We start from the raw sequence: 24702 nt of genomic DNA on the forward strand, positions 1-24702 counted from the left end.
GTGGGACTCCTTAGACGGTGAGGGAGGTGGGTGTGGCGGGGCCGGGGGCGGTCACGGCCCCCTCCGGCGGTGACGGCTCGGCCGCGAACCGGGCGTACACCTCGGGTCTGGTGCGCTTCAGCCGGTGCGCGAGTACGAGCCCGATCAGGAAGACCGCGGGCACCAGCGAGACGAGCACGATGTTCACGCCGGTCGAGGCCCCGGAGAACAGATCGACGTTGTCCGTGACCAGGACGATCGCGGCGGCCAGCAGCACGGCCGCGACGACCGGCGCGACGACGGTACGGAGCCTGCCCTCGCCGTGCTCGAACCGCCGGAAGAACAGCGGTACGGCGATCGCCGCGAGCAGTTGGAGCACCATCAGGCCGATCATTCCCGGAGTGTTGACCCAGAGCAGCAGCTGCGAGTACGGATCGGCGCCGGCCGCCGCGAAGCCGATGACGATCACGGCGCCGAGCGCGATCTGGGCGAGACCGGCCACGTACGGAGAACGGTGCCGGGGGTGGATGCGGCCGAGGGCGGCGGGCAGCACACCCTCCTCGGCGAGCGCGAGCCCGTACCGGTTGATGGCGTTGTGGAAGGCGAGCAGCGAGGCGAGCACGCTGGTGACGATGAGGATGTGCATCAGGTCCGCGGCCCAGCCGCCGACGTAGTGGGTGATGGCGGAGAAGAACAGTCCGCCCGGGTCGGTGGCGGCGGCCTTGACGACCTGTGCGTCGCCGAATGCCTGGATGACGGTCCAGACGATGAAGGAGTAGAAGAGTCCGAGGAACGCGACGGCGATATAGGTGGCGCGCGGGACGGTGCGGTCCGGGTTCCGTGCCTCGCGCCGATAGATCACCGTGGACTCGAAGCCGGTGAACGCGGCGAAGGCGCAGGCCAGTACGGCCGCCATGCCGGGTACGAAGACATTGCCGGGCGTGAACGAGGCGAGCGAGATCCCGTCGGCTCCGCCGTCCAGCAGCACACCGCCCGCGAGCAGCACGAGGATGCCGGTCTCGGCGACGAGCAGCACCCCGAGGACCTTGGCGCCGAAGTCGATGGAGCGGAAGCCTCCGTACCAGATGAGCAGCAGTCCGGCGAGGGAGATCGGCAGCCACGGAAGGTCGATGCCCCACAGGGCCTGGGCGGTGTCGGCGGTGGCCGATCCGAGGAGCCCGTAGACGCCGATCTCCATACCGTTGTAGCCGAGCATCGCGAGCAGAGCGGCGGCGATGCCGATGGGGCGGCCCATCCCTCGGGTGATGTATGCGTAGAACGCGCCGCCGCTGCGGACATGGCGGCTCATCGTGGTGAACCCGACGGCGAAGACCGCGAGGGTGATGCCCGCCAGCAGATAGCCGACGGGGGCACCGATGCCGCCGAGCAGGATGGCGATGGGAGCGACTCCGGCCATCACCGTGAGCGGGGCGGCGGCCGAGATGACGAAGAAGGCGATGTCGGCGGTGCCGAGGGTGCCTTTCCTGAGGGTGGGCGCAGACATACGAAAGGGGAGCCCTTCTGCGACTGGCGGGGCAGGGACCGGGAACCAGAAACCTAAAGGCTTTCGGTTTGCGCAATGTAGCCTCGCCCAAGGGCATCCGGGAAGACCTCTCGGCAGACTTGCGTGCAGACCTACGTCAGGAGAACCGCACATGGGACGGCCGCGCACGGCGCTGCTCGACCGGGAGCGCATCACCACCACGGCGCTCGAACTCATCGACGAGCAGGGCGAGTTCAGCGTCCCTCAGATAGCCCGGCGGCTCGGGGTACAGACCGGGTCGCTCTACCATCATGTGGACGGAAGGGGCGGGGTCGTCGAGCTCGTCCGGGAACGCGTCTGCGCGGCGATCGACTCCGCGACCCTCGACCTGGAGCCGTGGGACGCGGCCATGACGGCCTGGGCCCGCTCCTACCGCGCCGCGTTCGCCGCCCACCCGCACGTGATCCCACTGCTGACGACATCACCGGTGCGCGCCCCGAAGGTCCTGGAGCAGTACGAGAGCGCGGTACGGCTGCTGCTGGACGCCGGCTTCACCATGACCGAGGTGATGACGGTGATCACCGCTCTGGAGAACCTGGTCCTGGGCTCGGCGCTGGACCTGGCGGCCCCGGAGACGATGTGGGAACTCCCCGACGACACCACGACACCCCGCCTCGCGGAGGCCCTGGCCGCGGTGGGCACGGGCCGGGCGGACGCGGCGTTCGAACTGGCGCTGGGCGCGTTCATCGGACATTGCCGCGCACTGCTGGACGCGGAGGACGCATCAAGCCGGTCCGGCGCCTGAGGGCGCCTTTCAGCGCGCCGGGCGGAACCGAGCCCGCCCGGCGCTCGAGGACACTCTTCAGCCCGTCCGGCGCTTGAGGAGCGGGGCCCGGGGCCGGAAGCCCCGAGAAAGGCCCCGCGCCGCAGCGGCCACCCCTCACGCCCCGTAGAACCGCTCCTCCGCCACTGCCCGCGCCCGCCTCGTAATCCGCCGGTAGTCGTCCAGCATGTCCCCGACATGCCCCGGCTCGTACCCCAAATACCGTCCCACCGCCGTGAGTTCACGCGGCCCCGACGGAAACGTGTCGCCCGGCCGCCCCCGTACCAGCATCACCGCATTGCGGACCCGCGTCGCCAGCACCCACGCCTCGTCCAGCGTCTGCGCGTCCTCGCCCGAGATCAGCTCCGCCGCGCACGCCGCGGCCAGCGCCTCGCGGGTACGGGTCGTCCGCAGCCCCGGTTCCACCCAGCCGTGCTGCATCTGCATCAGCTGGACCGTCCACTCGACATCGCTCAGCCCGCCGCGCCCCAGCTTGGTGTGGAGCGTCGGGTCGGCGCCGCGCGGCAGCCGTTCGGACTCCATCCGGGCCTTCAGACGGCGGATCTCACGGACCGCGTCCTCCCCGAGACCCTCCATCGGGTAGCGCAGTGGATCGATCAACTCGATGAAGTCACGGCCGAGTTCCTCGTCACCGGCCATGGGCTCGGCGCGCAGCAGTGCCTGGCTCTCCCAGACCAGCGACCACCGCCGGTAGTAGGCCTCGTACGACCTCAGCGTACGCACGAGCGGCCCGCTCTTGCCCTCCGGCCGCAGATCCGCGTCGATGATCAACGGCGGGTCGGCGGTGGGCAGTTGCAGCAGTCTCCGCATCTCGGACACCACCTGGTTCGCGGCCCGGCCCGCCTCCTGCTCGTCGACGCCCTCGCGCGGTGAGTGGACGAACAGCACATCGGCGTCGGAGCCGTAGCCGAGCTCGTGTCCGCCGAAACGGCCCATGCCGATGACCGCGAACCGGGTGGGGAGGGTGTCCCCCCACTGTTCACGTACGACGGCGCGCAGGGCGCCCGCGATCGTGACGGCGTTGAGATCGGTGACAGCGTTGCCGACCCGGTCGACGAGGGCACCGGGGTCCTCCTCGGCGGGGCTCTCCTCCGTACCGTACGAGCCGATGAGGTCCGCGGCCGTGGTCCGGAACAGCTCGCGCCGACGCACCCCGCGGACCACGGCGACGGCGGATTCGGCACCCTCCGCGCGCCCCACCGCGGCCAGCACCTCCTGCTCCAGGTGCTCCCGGCTGCGCGGCTTCAGCCCCTGCGGATCGCCGAGGATCGCCACCGCCTCGGGCGCACGGAGCAGCAGGTCGGGGGCGAGCCGGCCGGCCGAGAGCACCCGGGCGAGGTTCTCCGCGGCCGCGCCCTCGTCCCTCAGCAGCCGCAGGTACCAGGGGGTCTTGCCCAGTGCGTCGGACACCTTGCGGAAGCCGAGCAGCCCGGCATCCGGATCGGCGGAGTCCGCGAACCAGCCGAGCAGCACCGGCAGGAGGGTGCGCTGGATGGCGGCCTTGCGGGACACCCCGGACGACAGCGCCTCCAGGTGCCGCAGCGCGGCGGCCGGATCGGCGTATCCGAGCGCTTCGAGCCGGTGCTTGGCCGCCTTCGCGCTGAGCCTGGACTCGCCGGGCGCGAGCTGGGCGACGGCGTCGAGCAGCGGCCGGTAGAACAGCTTCTCGTGCAGCCGCCGCACCACGGAGGCGTGCCGCTTCCACGCCTGGTTGAGCTCGGTGATCGGGTCCGTACGCATCCCGAGGGAGCGCCCGAGCCGCCGCAGATCCGACTCGTCCTCGGGGACCAGATGGGTGCGGCGCAGCCGGTAGAGCTGGATCCGGTGCTCCATGGCGCGCAGGAAGCGGTACGCGTCGTCCAGCTGCGCGGCGTCCACCCGCCCCACATAGCCGCCCGCGGCGAGCGCCCGAAGGGCCTCCAGCGTGGTGCCGCTGTGCAGGGTGGCGTCGCTGCGGCCGTGCACCAGCTGGAGCAGCTGTACGGCGAATTCGACGTCCCGCAGCCCGCCCGGACCGAGCTTGATCTCGCGGTGGACGCGGTCGGCGGGGATGTTGTCGACGACTCGACGGCGCATCTTCTGTACGTCGGCGACGAAGTTCTCGCGATCCGCGGCCTGCCATACGAGCGGTGAGACGGCCTCGACGTACTCCGCGCCCAGTTCGGGGTCGCCGGCCACCGGCCGGGCCTTGAGGAGCGCCTGGAACTCCCAGGTCTTGGCCCAGCGCTGGTAGTACGCGAGGTGCGAGGACAGCGTCCGTACGAGGGGCCCGTTGCGGCCCTCGGGACGGAGGTTGGCGTCGACGGGCCAGATGGTGCCCTCGACGGTCGTGTCGGAGCAGATCCGCATCATGTGCGCGGCCAGCCGGGTGGCCGCCTGTACGGCTGCGCTCTCCTCGTACCCGTCGACGGGTTCCGCGACGAAGATGACGTCGACGTCGGAGACATAGTTCAGCTCGTGCCCACCGCACTTGCCCATCGCGATGACGGCGAGCCGGCACTGGGCGGCGTCGGAGGGCGCGGCCGTACGGGCGATGGCAAGCGCCGCCCGCAGGGTCGCCGTGGCCAGATCGGCCAGTTCGGCGGCCGCCTCGGCGACGTCCGTCGTACCGCACACATCGCGGGCCGCTATGGCCAGCAGGCACCGGCGGTAGGCGACGCGCAGCGAGTCGGGGTCGTCGGCCCCGGAGAGCCCCTGCTCGAATTCGGCCACCCCGGGGTGCAGATCGGTGGCCTCGTAGGTGACGAGCGCATGCCAGTCGCGGGGGTGGCGGGCGAGATGGTCACCGAGCGCCTCGGACGCCCCGAGCACCCCGAGCAGCCGGTCCCGCAGCGGTTTGGCGGTGACGAGGGTGTCCAGGAGGACCTGCCGCTCGTCCGGCTCCTCGGCCTCCACCAGCCGGACGACGCCGCGCAGTGCCAGATCGGGGTCGGCGGTGGCCCCGAGTGCGTCGAGCAGCACCGGATCGGAGCGTACGGACGACAGTTCGGGCAGGTCGAGGAGCCGCTCGGCGGCGGAGGGGTCGGTGAATCCGTGCCGCAGCAGTCGGGTGAACGTACTGCTCCTGCGCCCCGGCACCGTCGTCATTCCGTGCTCTCCTGCTCGCCGCCCACACACACTCCAGCGTTCCGAGCCTAGCCTCGCACCGATGAGTTCGTAGCGGGTGCACCGTCCGCACTTCCTGAAGGACGACGCGCTGGACGGCGCGCCGCCCCGCATGGGGGTGGACCTGGACGCCGGGACGGCGGTGGTCAGGCGGAAGCCGGAATCCTGAGCCCGGACCGGACCGGACCGCCCCTGCGCCCGTCCGCGCTCAGTTCCCGGACGGCTCCGGCCGGGTCGCGATGACGACGGTCGCGTACAGCTCGTCGGAGGTGACCACGCGCGGGATCAGGCCGCTGCGGGCGACGGTCTCCTCGGCCCGTGCTGCCTGGCGCTCGCTCGTCTCGACCAGTAGATGCCCACCCGGTGCCAGCCATCGCGGGGCCTCGGCGGTGACCCGCCGCAGGACGTCGAGGCCGTCCCGGCCGCCGTCGAGTGCGACGCGGGGCTCATGGATACGGGCCTCCGGGGGAAGCAGTTCGACGTCCTCCGTCGGTACGTACGGCACATTGGCGAGCAGGATCTCCACCCGGCCGCGCAACGAGCCGGGCAGCGGCGCGAAGAGGTCGCCCTCGTACACCCGGCCCGCGTCGCCGACGTTGCGGCGGGCGCACCGTACGGCTGCGGGTTCGACGTCGGCAGCGTGCAGTTCCACCCGGTCCAGCGTTGCGGCGAGCGCGGCGCCGAGGGCTCCCGAACCGCAGCAGAGGTCGACGACGACCGCCTCGGGCCCGGCGAGGGCGGCGGCCTGTCGGACCAGGAACTCGGTGCGGCGACGGGGTACGAAGACGCCGGGGTCCACGGCGATCCGAAGACCGCTGAACTCGGCCCACCCGAGGACGTGTTCGAGGGGCAGACCGGCCACCCGCCGTTCGACCATGGCCGCGAGTTCGGCGTGGTCGGCGGCCGTGGAGACGATCAACTCCGCCTCGTCCTCGGCGAATACGCAGCCGGCGGCGCGGAGTGTGGTGACGATGGAGGAAACGGCGAGCGGTGAAGCGGAAACCGACATGAAGCGGAGCCTTTCGGGAAAGCCGATGGGCGCTCCGCGGTCGATTATGTCGGGTCGACCACGCGATCGTGAGGGGTGAGCACCCAGCCTGATACAGCGGTAATGGGTCTCACCTCCTTGGTCGGTCCCCGTGTTGGGAGGGGTCACATTACCCCAGTCGCGGCCTCGGGTGGCATCCCGGCCGGGAAGGCCACCTGGCGGAGATGTCCGGCGCGGTGGCGCGGGCCTGGGTCATCGTCAGCTCTTTGCGCGCTCAGGCGCGCCCCGCCTCGACGGCTCTCCCCCCGCACCCGCCGTCACCGGCCTCGGTCGGTGACGGTGGGTGCGGCCGATCCGGAAGTACCGGCCGAAGAAGGCTGCTCCGCCGGACATCGCCATGCCGGCCGCGAGGCTCGCAACGACGGCGAGAGCGGGGTCACGGCGATGTACGAGCAATTTTGCGCACTGCGCAATCGTTCTCGGCACGGAGACAATGAACCCATGGAGAGCTCTGCGGGACTGCGGGAACGCAAAAAGGAAGCCACCAGACAGGCCGTGCACGAGGCGACATTGCGGCTGACCGTCGAACACGGCTTCGATCACGTCACGGTGGAGGCCGTCGCGGACGCGGCCGGGATCTCCCGCAGAACGTTCTCCAACTACTTCACGGGCAAGGAGGACGCCCTCCTCCACGGCGAGGAGCAGCAGATCAGGGACCTCGTGCGGACCGTGCGCGAGCGGCCCGCCGAGGAGACCGCATGGGCGGCGCTGCGGGCGGCCATGACACAGTTCGCCGAACGGGTCGCACCACCGGAACGCGAGTGGGCCCTGCGGACCAGGCTGGCGATGCAGCACCCCTCGTTGCTCGCCCGGCAGCTCGCCAACCACGCGGCCCTGGAAGGGGACTTGGCCGAGGCCGTGGCGTCCCGCCAGAGCCCCTCGGAGAAGTCGGTCCGCCCCCTGGTCCTGGCCGCGGCGTTCCTCTCCTCGCTACGGATCGCCATGCGCATGTGGATCGAGGAGGACCTGGCCCGGGAGCCGGTCGAGGTGATCGACGAGATCCTGGACGAGATGGCCTGCCGGTTCGACTGAGACGGGATACGGCGAGGGGCCGGCGGTGCGAGACCGCCGGCCCGAAGCCGCTTGCGTTCGCTCGGACAGCACCGGCAGCAGCGCCTTCCGCTCGAAGGCCGTGACCTCGCTGCGGTACTCCTCGCACTCCTGCCTTCTTGTTGCGCAGGAAGCTGTACGCGCTCCGAGCCACCTCGAACACGGCGACGCGAGCATGCCCGTCAGGAGGTGAGGATGCCGATGCCGTCTCCTAGCAGCTTCAGTCCGAGGACGAAGAACAGGACCGCCATCACGGCGACGTTGTGCTGGGCTGCCCAGTCTTTCCAGTTGCCGAGCGTGGTCCTGGCTCGCTCGCCCCCGAGAAGGAAGACTCCCAGTGGGGCCAGCAGGCCGAGGGTGGCGATCAGGACGAAGATCGCCAGCGATGCGATCTGTCGCCCGACCGGCAGTCCGGCTGAGCCGATCGCGGCGCCCGCGGCGATGGTCAGCGGGGCGTTTTTGGCGTTGAGCGCGGCCAGGGCCAGTCCGAGTGCGAAGACCTTGACCGGCGTGAGGCGGTCGATCGCGCTCATCCACTTCGGCAGCTGAGCTTGCGAGGAATCCTTTGGGCGCCGGTGCCATTGCCGGGCGCCGAAGAGGACGAGGAACAGGCCCAGGGCGAGCTTGAGGGCTCCCACCCAGGTGGCCGGGTGGTTGTGGGCGGAGGCACCTGCCGGGGAAGCGATCGCCAGCATCACCGCGCCCAGTACTGAGAGTCCCAGGATCCAGCCGATGGTGAAGAGGACTCCGTTGCGACGCCCCCGAGGCGTGGCGAGTACGAGGATGATGGCGATGATCGGGAGCGGGCTGACCGCGACGGCGGCCGCGAAACCCAGTACGTCACCGAGAACTGCGCCCATGGTTGCCTCCGTGTGGGGTCCGGGTGGCGATCCAGTTGAGTAGGGCTTGGCACGAGAGGGTGCCTCGACCGCCTCGGCGGCGCAACGGGTTGGTGTGCGATCGGCTGCGCCACTGTCTTCACGGCCCTGCGGAAGTGACTGCCCGAGAATGGGTGACGACGCCGCACTCGGCACATCCCACCGGTTCCATGTTCCTGCGCCTGGCCGGATCTGTCCTCGGAAGCTTCTCGGGACGGGAGGAATCAGGCTGGCCCCCGCGGTGCCGGAGTTTCCCGGGAACCCACATCAGGCGACCACAATGCCCAGGACCCGGGATGCGAGGCAGTGCATCCGCAGTGAGGATTGACATGTGAGGACGATGGCGCCTCATGCTCGGATGACGAGAGGGTCCATGCGGCGGTGCGCCAGATCGGCACCCTGCATGCCCGGGCAGGTCGGATGGGGTCTGCAGCGAGTTCACCGTCTTCACCAAGATCAAGCCGGGCCATGCGGATGCGCTGCGTGAGGATCTCGCCATGCTCGCCAACGCTGGGCTGCTGGTTGAGCTTGTGGCGCTCGATGGAGGATCGCCGGTAGACCTCCGGGCGCCTGGCGACTCTCGGACCGATCCGGGGCAGGAGAATCTCACGATGACTGCGACGACAGGTGCAACCCAGTCAGCTCACCCCGAGCGCGCGTACAGAACCGCGCAGCGCCGACGAGGTACTCGGCCCGGCCCGATGAGGCCGGCTGATGCAACGGCACGGCAAGCGACCGGCGATCACAATCCCTGCTGTACAGCAGGGAAGTACAGCAGCCTCCGCTGATCAGAGGCCCGGCCACCGCCCGACCGTGCGCAACGCACGGCAGCGTTCGGGCGGCAGGTCTGCGTACGAATCCGTCGATGCGGCACCGGACGGCCCGCAGACGGCCCGGAGCGAGTGAAACAGCTTCGGGCCGACGGTGCGACACCGTCGGCCCGAAGCCGCGTAAAGGCGCTCCAACAGCGCTGACCGACCAGCCCTTACAGCACCGGCAGCAGCGCCTTCAGCTCGAAGGCCGTGACCTCGCTGCGGTACTCCTCCCACTCCTGCTTCTTGTTGCGCAGGAAAAAGTCGAAGACGTGCTCGCCGAGCGTCTCGGCGACCAGTTCGCTCTTCTCCATCAGCGAGATGGCCTCGCCGAGGTTCTGCGGCAGGGGTTCGATGCCCATCGCGCGGCGCTCGGCGTCGGACAGTGCCCAGACGTCGTCGTCGGCGCCGGCCGGGAGTTCGTAGCCCTCCTCTATGCCCTTGAGGCCCGCGGCAAGCAGCACCGCGTACGTCAGGTAGGGGTTGGCGCCGGAGTCGATGGAGCGGACCTCGACACGGGCGGAGCCGGTCTTGCCGGGCTTGTACATCGGGACACGGATGAGCGCGGAGCGGTTGTTGTGCCCCCAGCAGATGTACGAGGGGGCCTCGCCGCCGGCACCCGCCGCGCGGGAGGACCCGCCCCAGATGCGCTTGTAGGAGTTGACCCACTGGTTCGTCACGGCGGAGATCTCCGCGGCGTGGGTGAGCAGACCGGCGATGAAGGAGCGGCCGACCTTGGACAGCTGGTACTCGGCGCCCGACTCGTAGAAGGCGTTGCGGTCACCCTCGAAGAGGGAGAGGTGGGTGTGCATGCCCGAGCCGGGGTACTCGGAGAACGGCTTCGGCATGAACGTCGCCTGCACGCCCTGCTCCAGCGCGACCTGCTTCATCACCAGGCGGAAGGTCATGATGTTGTCGGCGGTGGAGAGCGCGTCCGCGTACCGCAGGTCGATCTCCTGCTGGCCGGGAGCGCCCTCGTGGTGGCTGAACTCGACCGAGATGCCCATCGATTCGAGCATGGTGATCGCCTGGCGGCGGAAGTCCATGCCGACGTTCTGCGGGGTGTGGTCGAAGTAGCCGGAGCTGTCGGCGGGGGTGGGGCGGCTGCCGTCGACCGGCTTGTCCTTCAGCAGGAAGAACTCGATCTCCGGGTGGGTGTAGAAGGTGAAGCCCAGGTCGGAGGTCTTGGCAAGGATGCGCTTGAGGACATAGCGCGGGTCCGCGAAGGACGGCGAACCGTCGGGCATCAGGATGTCGCAGAACATCCGGGCCGTGCCAGGGGCCTCCGCGCGCCACGGCAGGATCTGGAACGTACCCGGGTCGGGCTTGGCGATCATGTCGGACTCGTACACCCGGGCGAAGCCCTCGATGGCCGACCCGTCGAAGCCGATGCCCTCGTCAAACGCCTGTTCCAGCTCGGCGGGGGCCACGGCAACGGACTTGAGGTAGCCGAGCACATCGGTGAACCACAGCCGTACGAAGCGGATGTCGCGCTCCTCAAGCGTCCTGAGGACGAATTCCTGCTGCTTGTCCATAGCCACATCCTTGCAGTTCAGACGGTCCGTGCACCACCGCCCGGGGTAGGGAAGAAGCTCCAGTATCACGACCCGGGATTTCACCCAGATTACGCACACGACGTGAGATGGAGCACTCGGCCACCCACTACGATCGGCGCCCATGGTGCGCACGGGACGGAGCGGCTTCGCGACTGCCCGGTACGCACCGGTTTTCCCGACCGCTTCTTGTCCCTCCCCGCCCCTTCGCAGAAGGACCTGACGACATGAGCTTCGACCGCAGGACCCGCATAGAGCAGATGCGCAACGCCGACCACGCGCGGGAGCGCCGCAACCGTGTCCTGGCCATAAGCCTGAGCGTCCTCGTCGTCGTGGGCCTGGTCGGCTTCGGCTCGTACATGGTGCTGGACAAGTCCGAGGCGTCGGAGAAGAAGAAGGCCGTTCAGGCGGAGGACGCCAAGGCGTCCGCGGCGGAGCAGAAGAAGCTCGCCGCCGAGCCGATCGAGGGGCTGAAGACGTGGGACGCGAAGAAGCTGACCCGCAACCACGTCACCGAGCCCGTCACGTACCCGATGAAGCCCCCGGTCGGCGGTGACCACAACCCCGTATGGATGAACTGCGACGGCGAGGTGTACAAAAAGCCGATCCCCGACGTGAACGCCGTGCACTCGCTGGAGCACGGTTCGGTGTGGGTGACGTACACGGACAAGACCTCGGACGCCGATGTGGCCAAGCTCGCCGAGCGGGTCGGCAGGACGCCGTACTCGCTCATGAGTCCGTACGAGGGCCAGGCCGGGACGATCATGCTGAGTGCCTGGGGCAATCAGGTGACGGTGGACAGCGCCGATGACCGGCGGGTCGACCAGTTCTTCGCCAAGTTCGTCCAGGGGTCGCAGACGCCCGAGCCCGGTGCCGCGTGCACGGGCGGGCTGGGGGCCCGGTGACCGCGGTGAGACGCGACCGGCGCATCCAGTGGGTGGCGGGCTCCGCCGTCGTGCTCGCGCTGCTGTTCGCGGGGGTGGCGACGGTCGCCTCCGCGCGGGACGACGGCGCGGACCACACCGCCGCCCCCGCCCCGCACACACCCGCGGTGGACTCGGCGGACGCCGGTTTCGCCCGCGACATGGCGGTTCACCATCAGCAGGCCGTCGAGATGTCCTTCATCGTGCGTGACCGTACGAAGGACGAGGACGTGCGGCGTCTCGCGTACGACATCGCCAATACGCAGGCCAACCAGCGGGGCATGATGCTCGGCTGGCTGGACCTGTGGGAGCTGCCGAAGGCGGCCGCCGGGCAGGAGCCGATGGCCTGGATGGCGGCGGGGCACGAGGGACACACGATGGACGGCATGGCGGGCATGGGGACCGGTTACCGGGCCCATGACGGCTCCCTCATGCCCGGTATGGCCACCAGGACCGAGCTGGACCGGCTCCGCAGGGCGAACGGCGAGAAGGCCGAGATCCTGTACCTCCAGCTGATGACCGACCACCACAAGGGCGGCGTCGACATGGCCCGCGGCTGCGCCCGGCTGTGCACGGTGAAGGTGGAGAAGCGGCTGGCCCGGGGAATGGTCGAGGCCCAGCAGTCCGAGCTGGACATGATGGCCCGGATGCTGGCGGCGCGAGGTGCGAAGCCCCGGTCCTGAAAGATTCCCTCCGAGCCATATATGCACCCGAATGGGTGATAGCGCTCGCGTGCCCCGAACGGGCCCATGACGATGGGTTCGCTCGGGGTCGTACAGCATGCCCACCGGCACGCAGGAGGAATCCCTCATGACCACCGCCAAGGACATCATGCACACCGGGGCCACATGGATCCCCGCGCACGAGACGCTCGACCGCGCCGCACAGCTGATGCGCGACCACAAAGTGGGCGCGCTGCCCATCTCGGCCGAAGGCGAACAGGACCGGATGATCGGCATACTCACGGACCGCGACATCGTGGTCGGCTGTGTGGCGATGGGGCACGACCCGTCGAGGATGACCGCGGGCGACCTCGCCCAGGGCACCCCTCGCTGGATCGACGCAGAGGCGGATGTGGACATGGTTCTGGAGGAAATGCAGACCCATCGGATCCGCAGGCTTCCCGTGGTCGAGAACAAGAAGCTGATCGGCATGATCAGCGAAGCCGATCTGGCGCATCACCTGTCCGACGAGCAGATCGCCCTCTGGGTGGAGAAGGTCTACGCCCCCGGCTGACCGGCTCGCGACCACCCAGCCCAATGGCCCGGTACCTCTTGCCCACGAGGGGTGCCGGGTCGCTGTGCGTTCTCGCCGACGGGCCCTGTATTGCTGCGGCGATACGTTTCCGCGCGCAATGCATACGAGGCGGGGGTAGGGTGCTCGGCATGACCCTGAGTGGATGTGCGACGTACGGACAGTTGTCGCTGTTCGTTGCGCTGCTCATCTCCATCGCTCACCTCCTCGGGGACGTCGTGGCGCAGGTGTCGTCGGCCGCGGGGCCGGTTTCCCGGCCGGGCCGTACCCCTCTCGCCTCGTTGTCGGTGCTGTGCATATAGGAGGGGTGCCTCCCCCTCCCCCAGCAGACCGAAATACCGACAACACCCCGAGGTGCTTCCGCCATGCGTACTCCACCCACCCGACGCGCCGTGCTCGGCGCCGCTGTCGCCACTGCCGGTACGGCAGTCCTGGCCGCCTGCTCCGGCGAATCCGACACGGCCCGCAGCGGTACGAAGGCCGGCGGCGCGAACGCCGGCGGCACGAGCCACAGCGGTGCGAACCACGGGACCGCCCCCCACACGAAACCCGAGGGCGAGTACGTCTCCCCCGACGGGGAGGAGGTCGCCGCGGCCGAGGCCGGGCGAGGTCACGGCCCCGTACACAAGATCCACCTCACCGCCACCCCGTCCCGCCTCGATCTGGGCGGCGGGCTCGTCGTCGGCTCCTGGGCCTACGAAGGGCGGCTGCCCGGCAAGGAACTCCGGGTCGCGGTCGGCGACACCCTGGCGCTCACCCTCGCCAACCACCTTCCGGCGACGACCAGCCTGCACTGGCACGGGCTCAATGTGCGCAACAACATGGACGGCGTACCCGACCTGACCCAGCCGCCCATCAAGCAGGGCGCCGAATACGCGTACCGCTTCAAGGTGCCGCATCCGGGAACGTACTGGTTCCATCCGCACACGGGCGTCCAGCAGGACCGCGGTCTGTACGCGCCACTGATCGTCGACGACCCCAAGGAGCCCCTCAAGTACGACAAGGAGTGGGTCGTCGTCCTCGACGACTGGGTCGACGGGGTGGACGGCTCCACGCCGGACGGGGTGCTCGACGAACTCAGCGGAGGCCGGGGCGGCATGGGCCACGGGATGGGCCATGACGGGATGGGCGACAAGAGCGATTCGGGCAACACCGGGCACGGAGGTTCCCCCAAGTCCCCCAAGTCCCCCAAGCGCCGCTCCGGCCCCTCCCGGGTCATGAGGAACTCGTTCAGCGAACTGCTCGACAGCCACGGGGGCAATGTCGACTACCCGCACTACCTGATCAACGGCCGCATCCCGAAGGCCCCCACCTCCTTCGCCGCCAAGCCCGGCGACCGGATCCGGATTCGCATCATCAACGCGGGCGGCGACACCGCTTTCCGTGTCGCGCTCGGCGGCCACCGGATGACGATCACCCACACGGACGGCTACCCGTGCCGGCACACCACGACGGACGCCCTGCTACTGGGCATGGGTGAGCGGTACGACGTGGTGGTCACCGCGGGGGACGGGGTGTTCCCACTGACCGCGCTCGCCGAGGGCAAGGGGGCGTCGGCGCTGGCCCTGCTCCGTACCGGACAGGGCGCGGCGCCCACCGCCTCCGTACGGCCGAAGGAGCTGGACGGAAAACTGGTGGAGGCGGGCGACCTGTCGCCGGACGAATCCGTGGCACTGTCCGTCCGCGAGCCCGACCGGACCCTGCGGTTCAAGTTGACCGGCAACATGGCCGCGTACAACTGGGGCTTCGACCACAAGCCGTACAGGCCCGGACAGCGCCATCCGGTGAAGGCGGGCGAGCGGGTCAGGATGGAGTTCTACAACGTCACGAAGATGTGGCATCCCATCCATCTGCACGGGCACTCGTTCGGGCTGGTGGGATCGGCGGGGCCGGAGCGCCGGGCCTCCCACCGGCGCGAGGCCGCATGGGCGCGCAAGGACACCGCGATCGTCCGGCCGAGCACCTCGATCGCCGTGGAGTTCGACGCGGACAACCCGGGTCTCTGGATGCTCCACTGCCACAACATCTACCACTCGGACGTGGGCATGATGACGGTCGTCGGCTACCGCCACTGACCCGTTCCTGGCGGGCGGCTCCGCGACCGCGCGGCCCGCCAGGACATCGCGTCAGTCAGACGATTACACTGGTGCGCGTGCCTCAACTACGCCTCGCACTGAATCAGATCGACTCGACCGTCGGTGATCTCTCCGGCAACGCCGAGGCGATCGTCCACTGGACCCGGCACTCCGCCGAACAGGGCGCCCATCTGGTGGCGTTCCCCGAGATGATGCTGACCGGCTACCCCGTCGAGGACCTGGCCCTGCGGTCGTCCTTCGTCGAGGCCTCGCGTCAGGCGCTGCGTGCGCTCGCCGCCCGTCTCGACGCGGAGGGCTTCGGGGAACTGCCGGTCGTCCTCGGTTACCTCGACCGCTCCGAGACGGCCCAGCCGCGCTACGGGCAGCCCGCCGGCGCCCCGCAGAACGCCGCCGCGGTGCTGCACCGCGGGCAGGTCGCGCTGACCTTCGCCAAGCACCACCTCCCCAATTACGGTGTCTTCGACGAGTTCCGGTACTTCGTTCCGGGCGACTCGATGCCGGTCGTGCGGGTCCACGGCGTCGATGTGGCGCTCGCGATCTGCGAGGACCTCTGGCAGGACGGCGGCCGGGTACCGGCCGCGCGGGCCGCCGGCGCCGGGCTGCTGCTGTCGATCAACGCCTCGCCGTACGAGCGGGACAAGGACGACACCCGGCTGGAACTGGTCCGCAAGCGGGCCCAGGAGGCCGGCTGCACGACCGCGTATCTGGCGATGATCGGCGGCCAGGACGAGCTGGTCTTCGACGGCGACTCGATCGTCGTCGACCGGAACGGCGAAGTGATCGCCCGCGCCCCGCAGTTCGCCGAGGGCAGCGTCGTCCTCGACCTGGACCTGCCGGCCGCCGCGGCCGAGGCGCCGTCCGGTGTCGTGAACGACGGGCTGCGAATCGACCGCGTGGTGCTCTCCGAGGAGCCCCTCCCGGCGTACGACTCGGAGCTGACCGGCGGTTACGCGCAGCGGCTCGACGACGACGAGGAGCTGTACTCGGCGCTGGTGGTGGGCCTGCGTGCGTACGCTGCCAAGAACGGCTTCAGCAGTGTGCTGATCGGGCTCTCCGGCGGGATCGACTCGGCGCTGGTCGCGGCCATCGCCTGCGACGCGCTGGGCGCACAGAACGTGTACGGCATCTCGATGCCGTCGAAGTACTCCTCGGACCACTCCAAGGGCGACGCGGCCGAGCTGGCCCGCCGTACCGGGCTGAACTTCCGCACCGTACCGATCGAGCCGATGTTCGACGCGTACATGGGCTCGCTGGGGCTCACCGGCCTGGCCGAGGAGAACCTCCAGTCCCGGCTGCGCGGCACGATGCTGATGGCCGTCTCCAACCAGGAGGGCCAGATCGTCCTCGCGCCGGGCAACAAGTCCGAGCTGGCGGTCGGCTACTCGACGCTGTACGGCGACTCGGTCGGGGCGTACGGCCCGATCAAGGATGTCTACAAGACGTCGATCTTCCGCCTCGCGAAGTGGCGCAACCGTGCCGCCGAGGAGCGCGGGCAGACCCCTCCGATCCCGGAGGCGTCCATCACCAAGCCACCGAGCGCCGAGCTGCGCCCGGGCCAGGTCGACACGGACTCGCTTCCCGACTACGACGTACTGGACCGGATCCTGGAGCTGTACGTCGACCGGGACCAGGGTCTGGACGAGATCGTCGCGGCCGGGTTCGACGCGGCGCTGGTGGCGAAGACGCTGCGAATGGTGGACACGGCGGAGTACAAGCGGCGGCAGTACCCGCCGGGCACGAAGATCTCCCCGAAGGGCTTCGGCAAGGACCGGCGGCTGCCGATCACCAATCGGTGGCGCGAGTCGGGGTGACCGGGGTGCGCCCAGGGAGCACCATCGGCCGCCCGCCGGACGTCCCGGCGGGCACCACGGTGCGTATCCCCGGGACGACGGGGACCGGCTGGATGGTGGAGCGTGCTCCACCCCACGACCGGAACGGGCTCCACCGCACGACGGGAGCGGGCTTCCTTCCACCCCGTCACGGACGCTCCTAGCGTCGTAGCCATGACCGTCACCACACCGAGGGCCCTTCCTCCGCGCACCCGGATCCGCAGCCTGATCGTCTATCTGACCCTTGCCTATTCAGGCATGTGGCTGGCCATGTCCCCCTTGCTGATCAAGGGATTCCGACGCACCGACGGCCGGGCGCAACCGGGCGACCTGGAGAACCTGTGCATATCGGCGGCCATGATGGCCCCGGCCGTCGCCGCCGTCGTGGCGGTGCGGTGGATGGAGGGCGACAGCCGGGTGCGCGACGCGCTCGCGCTGCGTCTTCCGAAGCCGTGGCCCCGCGCGGTGGGGTGGCTGCTGACGGCCGTCGCGGTCCCGGCCGGTCTCACCGTCGCGACGCTCGCCATCGGCACGGCGGCGGGTGTCTACCCCTTCGAGGGTGCGAGCTGGAGCGGGGCGGCCGCCTGGGCCGGAACGGCGCTCGTACAGATGCTGCTGTCCCTGCCGCTGTTCTTCGGTGAGGAACTGGGCTGGCAGGGCTATCTGCTCCCCCGGCTCGCTCAGGGGAAGGGAACCACGCGTGCGTTGCGCGCCTATCTGGGCACGGGTGCCGCCTTCGCGCTCTGGCACCTGCCGACCCTGCTGATGGGCGGGCAGTACCCCGGTGAGCCGTGGTACGTCGCCGTGCCCGCGATGCTGGTGAGCTGCGGCCTCGCGCTGCCGGTCTTCACCTGGCTGCGGCTGGCCTCCGGATCGGTGGTACCGGCGGTGATCGGCCATGCCTTCGTCAGCTCGGCCAGTGTGAGCATGGTCAGGGAGTTCGCCGAACCGGACGCCCCGCTGGAGCCGCTGCACATGAGCCTCGCGGGCTGGCCCGGCTGGCTGGCCATGGCCCTCTTGGTTGTCGTCCTCGCCCGTACGGGCAGGCTCGCGCTTCCCGGCGCCCGGACCGACCGGGGCTGAGGCACTGAACGCCGCCGAGCCCGCTGGAACCGGACCGGCCGCCGGTCACAGCTGCACGCGCGCCGCGATCGGAAGGTGGTCGCTGTCCGTCGCCGGGAGCGTCCACGACGACATCGGCTCGACGCCCTTCACCATGATCTGGTCGATCCGTGCCATCGGGAACGACGCCGGCCAGCTGAAGCCGAATCCGTCGCCGGCCGCGCCCTGGGTGGACCTCATCTGGGAGGTGATCTCGTTGAGCGAGCGGTCGTTCATCGTGCCGTTGAGGTCACCGAGCAGGATCATCTTGTCCAGCCGTTCGTCGGCGATGGCCTCGCCCAGGGCGTCCGCGCTGTCGTCGCGCTGGTTGGCGGTGAATCCCGCGTGCAGCTTCACCCGTACGGACGGCATATGGGCCACGTAGACGGCGACCTCGCCCTTGGGCGTCGTCACCGTGGAACGCATCGCCCGGGTCCAGCCCATCTTGATGTCGACCGGCCGGGTGTCGCTCATCGGATACTTGCTCCACAGGCCGACGGTCCCCTGCACCGAGTGGTACGGGAAGCGGTCGGCAAGCGCCTTCTGGTACGCCGACACCTTGCCGCTCGGCAGCTCCTCCAGGGCGATGATCTCGGCGCCGGAGTCCGCGACCTGCCGGGCGGTGCCCGCGGGGTCGGGGTTGTCGGCGTTCACGTTGTGGGTGGCCACGGTGAGGTCGCCACCGCTGCCCGACTTGTCGGAGAGCATCAGCCCGCCGAAGAGATTGAGCCAGACCACGACCGGCAGCAGCAGGGCGATCAGCGCGGTCGCCGAGCGGCGCACCAGGCCCAGGATCAGCAGCAGCGGGACGAACACGCCGATCCACGGCAGGAACGTCTCGGTGAGGCTGCCCAGGTTGCCGATGGTGTTCGGGATGTCCGCGTGGAGGATCATCACGAGGGTGAGGAGGACCGCACAGACGGCAAGGACGATTCCGCGCCGCCAGATGCCCCTGTCGCGGGTCCATCTGTCGCGCAGGTCCCGGAAACGGGATCCGGACCCGGTACGTCGCGGCTCCGCACGGTCGTTCCCGGTGTCCGCTCCGTACGCCTGCACCATCGCGCTGTCCTCACTGCCTTGCCGTGCATGTCGCCGCGCCCTCGACCCTAGGCGATGGGCGGCGTGTTTCGCGCCGTCCACGACGGCTGTACTGCCACGAGGACGAAGGACGGGGTCCGGCGGGTTCCGGTCGGGAGGGATCTGCGGGGGCTTGTGACAGAACGATCACACTCGGGCGGGTCCGGGGGTGTCAGCCGTCGACGGCGGGCCGGGGGCGAGGCCCTCGGCCAGAACCCGGATGATGCTGTCGGCGAGATCCTCGGGCAGCGGCGCTTCGGGCCGGTGAATGGTGCGTACGAGCATGGGCCCCAGGAACAGGTCATTCATCAGTTCCACGTCCAGGTCCCCGCGGAGCTCGCCGGCGTCGACCGCCCGCTGCACGGCGGCCAGCATGGCGGCGCGGCGGGGGGCTATGACGGTGCATTGGTATTCGGACCACAGCTTGGGGTGGCTCTTCATCTGCGCGAATACGTTGTGGAGCAGGACGGAGGAGCGCTGGGCCAGACCGCGCCTGCGCAGTGACTCCAGCAGCAGCCGCAGGTCGTCGAGTCCGGCGGTGCCGGAGACGGTGGGTTCCGGGGGCTCGATGTCGCGCAGGACATCGACGAAGAGCTCCTCCTTGCCGCTCCATCGCCGGTAGATGGTCGCCTTGCCGACCCCGGCGGTCCGGGCTATCCGCTCGATGGACAGGCCGGCGAGGGGCTCACCGGCCTCCAGCAGCTCGACGACGGCGTCCAGGATCGCCCGCTCGGCCGCCGCACTGCGCGGCCGGCCCCTTCGCGGTTCCGGATCCTTCCGGACCGGGCAGCCCTGGCCCTGTACCTGCGCCTCTGCCTGCATGTGAATCCACCTCTCGCCGCACCGTCCGCCGTTCCGATTCTCGCCGACACCGGCGGTGCCTCTGTGAACCGCCCCAGGGTTCCGGGGCCGCCCGGAACCCTGGGGCGGCGTTTTCAGTTCTCCGGGGCCGTGGCTGTCACCGGCCCGCCCCGGCCCGTACCGACCGTTCGCCCTCGCCGGACTTCTGTCCGGCGGGTGTCTTCCCCGGCAGGAACATCGCGACCACGAGAGCGCCCACCAGGGCGATGGTCGCCGAACCGATGGCGGTGACGTGCATCGCCTTCAGGAACGCGTCGTTCGCCGCGGCGACCAGAGGGGCGCCCGCCGGGCCCAGTTTGTCCGCGAGGCCGAGCGTCGCCTCGATCGACTCACCCGCCGCCTCCCTGGCACCGGCCGGGAGCGCACCGAGGTGCCCCTCGATGCCGCCGCGGTAGACGGTGGAGAGCACCGAGCCGAGCACGGCTATGCCGAGCGCCCCACCGACCTGCCGGAACGTGTTGTTGATGGCCGATCCGGAACCGGCCTTCTCCCTGGGCAGTGCCTGCATCACCGAGACCGTGACCGGTGTCATCACATGCGCCATGCCCGTGCCCTGGACGAAGAAGAGCACGCACAGCACCCAGACCGGCGTGGTGGCGTCGAACAGCGCGAACGCCGCGAGGCCGAGCGCGACCAGCAGCATGCCGACCGTGCAGACCACGCGGGCGCCGAACCGGTCGACGACCAGCCGGGCGCGCGGCGCGAAGATCATCTGGGCGACGGCCAGCGGCAGGATCAGCAGACCGGCCTGCAACGCGCTCCAGCCGCGCACGCTCTGCATGTAGAAGGCGGAGAAGAAGGTCACGCCCATCAGCGCGAAGAAGGCGAGCGCTATGGCGGCGACGGCAGCGGAGAACGACGGCGCCTTGAAGTACGAGATGTCGATGGCCGGGTGGCTGGTGCGCTTCTCGTGCCGGACGAATGCGGCCAGGACGACCAGACCGCCGGTGATCGAGAGGAGCACGGTGGGGTCGGCGAAGTCGGCGAGCTGGCCGCCGCGGATGATGCCGTACACCAGCAGGACCAGACCGACGACGGACAGCACGACACCGAGCGGGTCGGTCCGGCCCGGGTTCGGGTCCCTGGAGTCCGGCACCAGCACCGCCATCGCGATCAGCGCGACGATCACCACGGGCACATTGACGAGGAAGATCGAGCCCCACCAGAAGTGTTCGAGCAGCAGTCCGCCGGTGATCGGGCCGATGGCGATGGCGAGGCCGACGCTGCCGGCCCAGATTCCGATGGCCTTGGGCTGCTCGTCGCGTTCGAAGACGTTCACCAGGACGGCGAGCGTGGCCGGCATGACGAAGGCCGCGCCGAAGCCCATCACGGCACGCCAGGTGATCAGCTCGCCGGGCGAGCCGGACATGGCGGCGAGGGCGGAACCGACGCCGAAGAGGAGGATGCCGGAGAGCAGCACCTTCTTGCGGCCGATGCGGTCACCGAGCAGACCGGCGGTGAAGAGGAGTCCGGCGAAGACGAGCGTGTAGGCGTTGATCGCCCACTCCAGCTCGCTCTGGGTGGCACCGAGGCCGGTGGGTGCGGGGCTGGCGATGGTCTTGACCGCGACGTTCAGGATCGAGTTGTCCAGCACCACGATGAGCAGGCTGAACATCAGAACGACGAGGATCGCCCAACGGCGGCGGTGGACCGCCTCGGGGACCTGGGGCAGGGCGGCGCGAGCGCCCGACGGTATTGACATGCCAGGAGGTTATACGATTTCGATACGATACCGTCTCGTATTATAAAGTCTTTACCGGGTGGGCGCCTCCTGGGGACGTGTACGGGCCCACTTCCCGTGGACGGCCACGGGATGCCACCATGGAACCGGTCCGGGGACGCCGTCAGGGCGCCTCGAGATGACGAAGGAGCCGTTGGCAATGTCGCTTCAGGCTGCGCAGAACAATTCCGCCGCATCCCCCGCGGGTGCCCCCACCGACAGCAGCAAGGCGCTGTACGGGGGCAAGAGCACCCGCCGTATCTCCATCCATGACATCGCCGCCGCCACCGGGCGCGGTGAGAAGTGGCCCATGCTCACCGCCTACGACGCGATGACCGCGTCCGTCTTCGACGAGGCCGGTATCCCGGTCATGCTCGTCGGCGACTCCATGGGCAACTGTCACCTCGGTTACGAGACCACCGTGCCCGTCACGATGGACGAGATCGCCATCCTTTCCGCCGCTGTCGTACGGGGCACCAAGCGCGCCCTGATCGTCGCCGACCTGCCCTTCGGGGCGTACCAGGAAGGGCCCGTCCAGGCCCTGCGCAACGCAACCCGGCTGATCAAGGAGTCCGGTGTCGGTGCGGTCAAGCTGGAGGGCGGTGAGCGCAGCCACGAGCAGATCCGGCTGCTGGTCGATGCCGGCATCCCGGTCATGGCCCACATCGGTCTGACCCCGCAGTCCGTCAACGCGATGGGATACCGGGTGCAGGGCCGCGGCGAGGAGGCGGCCCAGCAACTGCTGCGCGACGCCAAGGCCGTGCAGGACGCGGGCGCGTTCGCCGTCGTCCTGGAGCTCGTACCGGCCGAGCTGGCCGCCGAGGTCACCCGCACCCTGCAGATCCCGACCGTCGGCATCGGTGCCGGTCCCGACACGGACGCCCAGGTGCTGGTCTACACCGACATGGTCGGACTGACCGGCGGCAAGGTGCCGCGCTTCACCAAGCAGTACGCGAACCTGCGCAAGGTGCTCGGTGACGCGGCGAAGGAGTTCGCCGAGGAGGTCGTGGGAGGCAGCTTCCCGGCCCCCGAGCACACCTTCCACTAGTTCCACCCGGGCCTGATCCGGAGGAAGGTCCCCTTGGGCCGATCCCGCGATCAGGCCCTGGGCAGGGCCACTGCCCGCACCACCGACAGCCCGCCGACATCCCCCATCGGCGGGCTGTCGGCCTGTTGTCGGTGGACTGTCGGTGGCGCCTGGTCCCATGGTGGACATGACGCGAATCGACAAGAACCCCAGGAGCGGCCCGAACGCCGTCGAGGTCCGGGGGCTGGTCAAGCACTACGGCTCGACCAAGGCTCTGGACGGCGTGGACCTCGATGTCCGCGAGGGCACCGTGCTCGGTGTGCTCGGCCCCAACGGCGCCGGCAAGACCACGCTCGTACGCTGCCTGTCCACCCTGATCATCCCCGATGCCGGACACGCCACCGTGGCGGGCTACGACGTGGTGAAGCAGCCCCGGCAGCTGCGCCGCACCATCGGTCTGACCGGGCAGTACGCCTCGGTCGACGAGAAGCTCTCCGGCTGGGAGAACCTCTACATGATCGGGCGGCTGCTCGACCTGCCGCGCAGGACCGCCCGGTCCCGGGCCGACGAGCTCCTGGAGCGGTTCTCCCTCACCGACGCGGCCAAGCGTGCCGCGATGGACTACTCCGGCGGCATGCGGCGCCGGCTCGACCTGGCCGCCTCGATGATCGGCAGCCCGGCCGTCCTCTATCTGGACGAGCCGACGACGGGGCTCGACCCCCGGACCCGGAACGAGGTCTGGGACGAGGTGCAGCGGATGGTCGCGGAGGGGGCGACCGTTCTGCTCACCACCCAGTACATGGAAGAGGCCGAGCAGCTCGCCAATGAGCTCACCGTCATCGACAAGGGCAGGATCATCGCCAGGGGCGGGGTGAACGAGCTCAAGGCGAAGGTCGGCGGCCGCACCCTGCAGATCCGGCCGTCGGACCCGGCGCAGCTGCCCGCGATGGCGCAGGCGATCCGGGAGGCCGGACTCGACGGGGTCGCGGGCGCGCAGGCAGTCCCGGACGAGGGCCTGCTGTACGTACCGATCCTCAGCGACGAGCAGCTGACCGCCGTCATCGGCCTGCTCGGCGCCCGGGGCTTCTCGCTGGCGCACGTCGCCACCGCACTGCCCAGCCTGGACGAGGTCTTCCTGGCCATCACCGGCGAGAAGAGCTCTTCCGTCACCGACACGACCCCCGAGGAGGTCGCGGCATGAGCACGGCGACTCTGACGCCCACCCCCACCGAGACCGCACCGGCGAAGGCGCCCCATGACGAGGGCCGGATCGGGCTGCGCGGCAATCTGCGGCACATCGGGGCGCTGGCGCGGCGCAATCTGCTCCAGATCAAGAAGGATCCGGAGTCGATGTTCGACGTACTCCTGATGCCGGTCATCTTCATCCTGCTGTTCGTGTACGTGTTCGGCGGTTCGGTCGGCGGCAGCATGGGCGGCGGTCGGCAGGAGTATCTGAACTATCTGGTCCCCGGGCTGATGGCGATGATGGGCATGAACATCGCCATGGCGGTCGGCACCGGCGTCAACGACGACTTCCGCAAGGGGGTCATGGACCGGTTCCGGACGATGCCGATCGCCCGCTCCTCGGTGCTCATCGCCAAGATCGTGGTCGAGCTCGGCCGGATGATGGTCGCCACCCTGATCCTGCTGGGCATGGGCTTCGCGCTCGGTATGGAGCTGCAGACCTCCGTTCTCGGGCTGATCGAGGCGGTCGCCCTGTCGGCGGTGTTCGGTGCCGCCATCATGTGGATCTTCATCCTGCTCGGGCTGGCCATGAAGACGGCCCAGGCGGTTCAGGGAATGGGTATGATCGTGCTGATGCCGCTCCAGTTCGGCTCCTCGATCTTCGCCCCGACCAAGACGATGCCCGGCTGGCTCCAGACGTTCACCGACTACAACCCGCTGTCCAATCTGGCGGACGCGGCGCGCGGCCTGATGATGGGCGGACCGGTCGCCCACTCGGTGTGGGTGACGCTCGGCTGGGCCGCGGTGATCACCGCGGTGATGGCGCCGCTCGCGGTCGCCAAGTTCCGCAAGAAGTCCTGAGCGGCACTCCGGCCGG

The 24702-nt window shown here is 69.7% G+C and carries 21 protein-coding genes; 13 read left to right on the top strand and 8 right to left on the bottom strand.

Translation table 11 applies throughout. The annotated features are described in order from the left end of the window. Positions 1 to 10: 10 nt before the first annotated feature. Complete coding sequence (locus tag GA0115254_RS25465; protein ID WP_093897609.1) at positions 11 to 1483, bottom strand: APC family permease; 1473 nt, start codon at positions 1481 to 1483, stop codon at positions 11 to 13. Positions 1484 to 1634: 151 nt separating this feature from the next. On the opposite strand from GA0115254_RS25465, the gene GA0115254_RS25470 reads away from it, so the two are divergent. Continuing rightward, entirely contained in the window at positions 1635 to 2267 is a 633-nt protein-coding gene (locus GA0115254_RS25470; protein ID WP_093897610.1) for a TetR/AcrR family transcriptional regulator C-terminal domain-containing protein, read from the top strand. A 135-nt stretch (positions 2268 to 2402) separates the two neighbouring features. Here the strand turns inward: GA0115254_RS25470 and GA0115254_RS25475 are convergent, their stop codons facing one another. Further along, entirely contained in the window at positions 2403 to 5393 is a 2991-nt protein-coding gene (locus tag GA0115254_RS25475; RefSeq protein WP_093897611.1) for a bifunctional [glutamine synthetase] adenylyltransferase/[glutamine synthetase]-adenylyl-L-tyrosine phosphorylase, read from the bottom strand. 76 nt (positions 5394 to 5469) lie between these two features. Here GA0115254_RS25475 and GA0115254_RS46440 point away from each other — a divergent pair, with 76 nt between their 5' ends. Beyond that, positions 5470 to 5580: a DUF6191 domain-containing protein gene (locus GA0115254_RS46440; protein WP_256102764.1), complete on the top strand. Its 111-nt coding sequence runs from the start codon at positions 5470 to 5472 to the stop codon at positions 5578 to 5580. A gap of 39 nt (positions 5581 to 5619) precedes the next feature. Here the strand turns inward: GA0115254_RS46440 and GA0115254_RS25480 are convergent, their stop codons facing one another. Continuing rightward, on the bottom strand, positions 5620 to 6420 hold the full coding sequence (locus GA0115254_RS25480; RefSeq protein ID WP_093897612.1) for a putative protein N(5)-glutamine methyltransferase: 801 nt from the start codon (positions 6418 to 6420) through the stop codon (positions 5620 to 5622). Between the two features lie 480 nt (positions 6421 to 6900). Between GA0115254_RS25480 and GA0115254_RS25490 the strand changes: the two genes are divergently transcribed. Continuing rightward, positions 6901 to 7491: an acyl-CoA-like ligand-binding transcription factor gene (locus GA0115254_RS25490; RefSeq protein ID WP_093897614.1), complete on the top strand. Its 591-nt coding sequence runs from the start codon at positions 6901 to 6903 to the stop codon at positions 7489 to 7491. 200 nt (positions 7492 to 7691) lie between these two features. On the opposite strand, the gene GA0115254_RS25495 is transcribed toward GA0115254_RS25490, so the two are convergent. Next, positions 7692 to 8369, bottom strand: a complete 678-nt coding sequence (locus GA0115254_RS25495) for a GAP family protein (RefSeq protein WP_093897615.1) — start codon at positions 8367 to 8369, stop codon at positions 7692 to 7694. 1003 nt (positions 8370 to 9372) lie between these two features. Then, a complete protein-coding gene (glnA, locus tag GA0115254_RS25505; protein ID WP_093897617.1) occupies positions 9373 to 10734 on the bottom strand; it encodes a type I glutamate--ammonia ligase in 1362 nt (453 codons plus the stop codon). Positions 10735 to 10979: 245 nt separating this feature from the next. On the opposite strand from glnA, the gene GA0115254_RS25510 reads away from it, so the two are divergent. The 7 genes from GA0115254_RS25510 to GA0115254_RS25535 all read left to right on the top strand — a co-directional run bounded on the left by GA0115254_RS25510 (position 10980) and on the right by GA0115254_RS25535 (position 17937). Continuing rightward, positions 10980 to 11657 carry a DUF3105 domain-containing protein gene (locus GA0115254_RS25510; RefSeq protein WP_093897618.1) on the top strand — a complete coding sequence of 226 codons (678 nt, stop codon included), beginning with the start codon at positions 10980 to 10982 and terminating at the stop codon, positions 11655 to 11657. After that, the gene (locus tag GA0115254_RS25515; RefSeq protein ID WP_256102765.1) at positions 11654 to 12358 is read left to right on the top strand and encodes a DUF305 domain-containing protein; all 705 of its coding nucleotides are present in this window, start codon (positions 11654 to 11656) and stop codon (positions 12356 to 12358) included. The genes GA0115254_RS25510 and GA0115254_RS25515 overlap by 4 nt, the downstream gene beginning before the upstream one ends. A 127-nt stretch (positions 12359 to 12485) precedes the next feature. Further along, complete coding sequence (locus GA0115254_RS25520; protein WP_093897619.1) at positions 12486 to 12911, top strand: CBS domain-containing protein; 426 nt, start codon at positions 12486 to 12488, stop codon at positions 12909 to 12911. Between the two features lie 149 nt (positions 12912 to 13060). Continuing rightward, positions 13061 to 13231, top strand: a complete 171-nt coding sequence (locus GA0115254_RS44690) for a hypothetical protein (protein WP_176740281.1) — start codon at positions 13061 to 13063, stop codon at positions 13229 to 13231. Positions 13232 to 13294: 63 nt separating this feature from the next. Next, the gene (locus GA0115254_RS25525; RefSeq protein ID WP_093897620.1) at positions 13295 to 15004 is read left to right on the top strand and encodes a multicopper oxidase family protein; all 1710 of its coding nucleotides are present in this window, start codon (positions 13295 to 13297) and stop codon (positions 15002 to 15004) included. A 77-nt stretch (positions 15005 to 15081) separates the two neighbouring features. Next, entirely contained in the window at positions 15082 to 16836 is a 1755-nt protein-coding gene (locus tag GA0115254_RS25530; RefSeq protein ID WP_093897732.1) for an NAD+ synthase, read from the top strand. 192 nt (positions 16837 to 17028) lie between these two features. Beyond that, positions 17029 to 17937, top strand: coding sequence for a CPBP family intramembrane glutamic endopeptidase (locus GA0115254_RS25535; protein ID WP_218105579.1), 909 nt, complete (start codon positions 17029 to 17031; stop codon positions 17935 to 17937). A 45-nt stretch (positions 17938 to 17982) separates the two neighbouring features. Here the strand turns inward: GA0115254_RS25535 and GA0115254_RS25540 are convergent, their stop codons facing one another. The 3 genes from GA0115254_RS25540 to GA0115254_RS25550 form a co-directional block, all read right to left on the bottom strand. Further along, the gene (locus tag GA0115254_RS25540; RefSeq protein WP_093897621.1) at positions 17983 to 19014 is read right to left on the bottom strand and encodes an endonuclease/exonuclease/phosphatase family protein; all 1032 of its coding nucleotides are present in this window, start codon (positions 19012 to 19014) and stop codon (positions 17983 to 17985) included. Positions 19015 to 19179: 165 nt separating this feature from the next. Beyond that, complete coding sequence (locus GA0115254_RS25545) at positions 19180 to 19854, bottom strand: TetR/AcrR family transcriptional regulator (protein ID WP_093897622.1); 675 nt, start codon at positions 19852 to 19854, stop codon at positions 19180 to 19182. A 136-nt stretch (positions 19855 to 19990) separates the two neighbouring features. Then, entirely contained in the window at positions 19991 to 21595 is a 1605-nt protein-coding gene (locus GA0115254_RS25550; protein WP_093897623.1) for an MFS transporter, read from the bottom strand. A 178-nt stretch (positions 21596 to 21773) separates the two neighbouring features. Between GA0115254_RS25550 and panB the strand changes: the two genes are divergently transcribed. The 3 genes from panB (at position 21774) to GA0115254_RS25565 (ending at position 24686) form a co-directional block, all read left to right on the top strand. Then, positions 21774 to 22661 (top strand): 3-methyl-2-oxobutanoate hydroxymethyltransferase, encoded by an 888-nt coding sequence (panB, locus tag GA0115254_RS25555; protein ID WP_093897624.1) that lies wholly within the window; start codon positions 21774 to 21776, stop codon positions 22659 to 22661. Positions 22662 to 22818: 157 nt separating this feature from the next. After that, entirely contained in the window at positions 22819 to 23841 is a 1023-nt protein-coding gene (locus tag GA0115254_RS25560) for an ATP-binding cassette domain-containing protein (protein WP_093897625.1), read from the top strand. Then, a complete protein-coding gene (locus tag GA0115254_RS25565; RefSeq protein WP_093897626.1) occupies positions 23838 to 24686 on the top strand; it encodes an ABC transporter permease in 849 nt (282 codons plus the stop codon). The genes GA0115254_RS25560 and GA0115254_RS25565 overlap by 4 nt, the downstream gene beginning before the upstream one ends. Positions 24687 to 24702: the final 16 nt, after the last annotated feature.

The sequence above is a fragment of the Streptomyces sp. Ncost-T10-10d genome, from assembly GCF_900091955.1.
GTDB lineage: Bacteria > Actinomycetota > Actinomycetes > Streptomycetales > Streptomycetaceae > Streptomyces.

Coding starts and splice junctions, on each gene's coding strand:
- GA0115254_RS25465 (WP_093897609.1), bottom strand. CDS start 1,483: ATGTCTGCGCCCACCCTCAGGAAAGGCACCCTCGGCACCGCCGACATC.
- GA0115254_RS25470 (WP_093897610.1), top strand. CDS start 1,635: ATGGGACGGCCGCGCACGGCGCTGCTCGACCGGGAGCGCATCACCACC.
- GA0115254_RS25475 (WP_093897611.1), bottom strand. CDS start 5,393: ATGACGACGGTGCCGGGGCGCAGGAGCAGTACGTTCACCCGACTGCTG.
- GA0115254_RS25480 (WP_093897612.1), bottom strand. CDS start 6,420: ATGTCGGTTTCCGCTTCACCGCTCGCCGTTTCCTCCATCGTCACCACA.
- GA0115254_RS25490 (WP_093897614.1), top strand. CDS start 6,901: ATGGAGAGCTCTGCGGGACTGCGGGAACGCAAAAAGGAAGCCACCAGA.
- GA0115254_RS25495 (WP_093897615.1), bottom strand. CDS start 8,369: ATGGGCGCAGTTCTCGGTGACGTACTGGGTTTCGCGGCCGCCGTCGCG.
- glnA (WP_093897617.1), bottom strand. CDS start 10,734: ATGGACAAGCAGCAGGAATTCGTCCTCAGGACGCTTGAGGAGCGCGAC.
- GA0115254_RS25510 (WP_093897618.1), top strand. CDS start 10,980: ATGAGCTTCGACCGCAGGACCCGCATAGAGCAGATGCGCAACGCCGAC.
- GA0115254_RS25520 (WP_093897619.1), top strand. CDS start 12,486: ATGACCACCGCCAAGGACATCATGCACACCGGGGCCACATGGATCCCC.
- GA0115254_RS44690 (WP_176740281.1), top strand. CDS start 13,061: ATGACCCTGAGTGGATGTGCGACGTACGGACAGTTGTCGCTGTTCGTT.
- GA0115254_RS25525 (WP_093897620.1), top strand. CDS start 13,295: ATGCGTACTCCACCCACCCGACGCGCCGTGCTCGGCGCCGCTGTCGCC.
- GA0115254_RS25535 (WP_218105579.1), top strand. CDS start 17,029: ATGACCGTCACCACACCGAGGGCCCTTCCTCCGCGCACCCGGATCCGC.
- GA0115254_RS25540 (WP_093897621.1), bottom strand. CDS start 19,014: ATGGTGCAGGCGTACGGAGCGGACACCGGGAACGACCGTGCGGAGCCG.
- GA0115254_RS25545 (WP_093897622.1), bottom strand. CDS start 19,854: ATGCAGGCAGAGGCGCAGGTACAGGGCCAGGGCTGCCCGGTCCGGAAG.
- GA0115254_RS25550 (WP_093897623.1), bottom strand. CDS start 21,595: ATGTCAATACCGTCGGGCGCTCGCGCCGCCCTGCCCCAGGTCCCCGAG.
- panB (WP_093897624.1), top strand. CDS start 21,774: ATGTCGCTTCAGGCTGCGCAGAACAATTCCGCCGCATCCCCCGCGGGT.
- GA0115254_RS25560 (WP_093897625.1), top strand. CDS start 22,819: ATGGTGGACATGACGCGAATCGACAAGAACCCCAGGAGCGGCCCGAAC.
- GA0115254_RS25565 (WP_093897626.1), top strand. CDS start 23,838: ATGAGCACGGCGACTCTGACGCCCACCCCCACCGAGACCGCACCGGCG.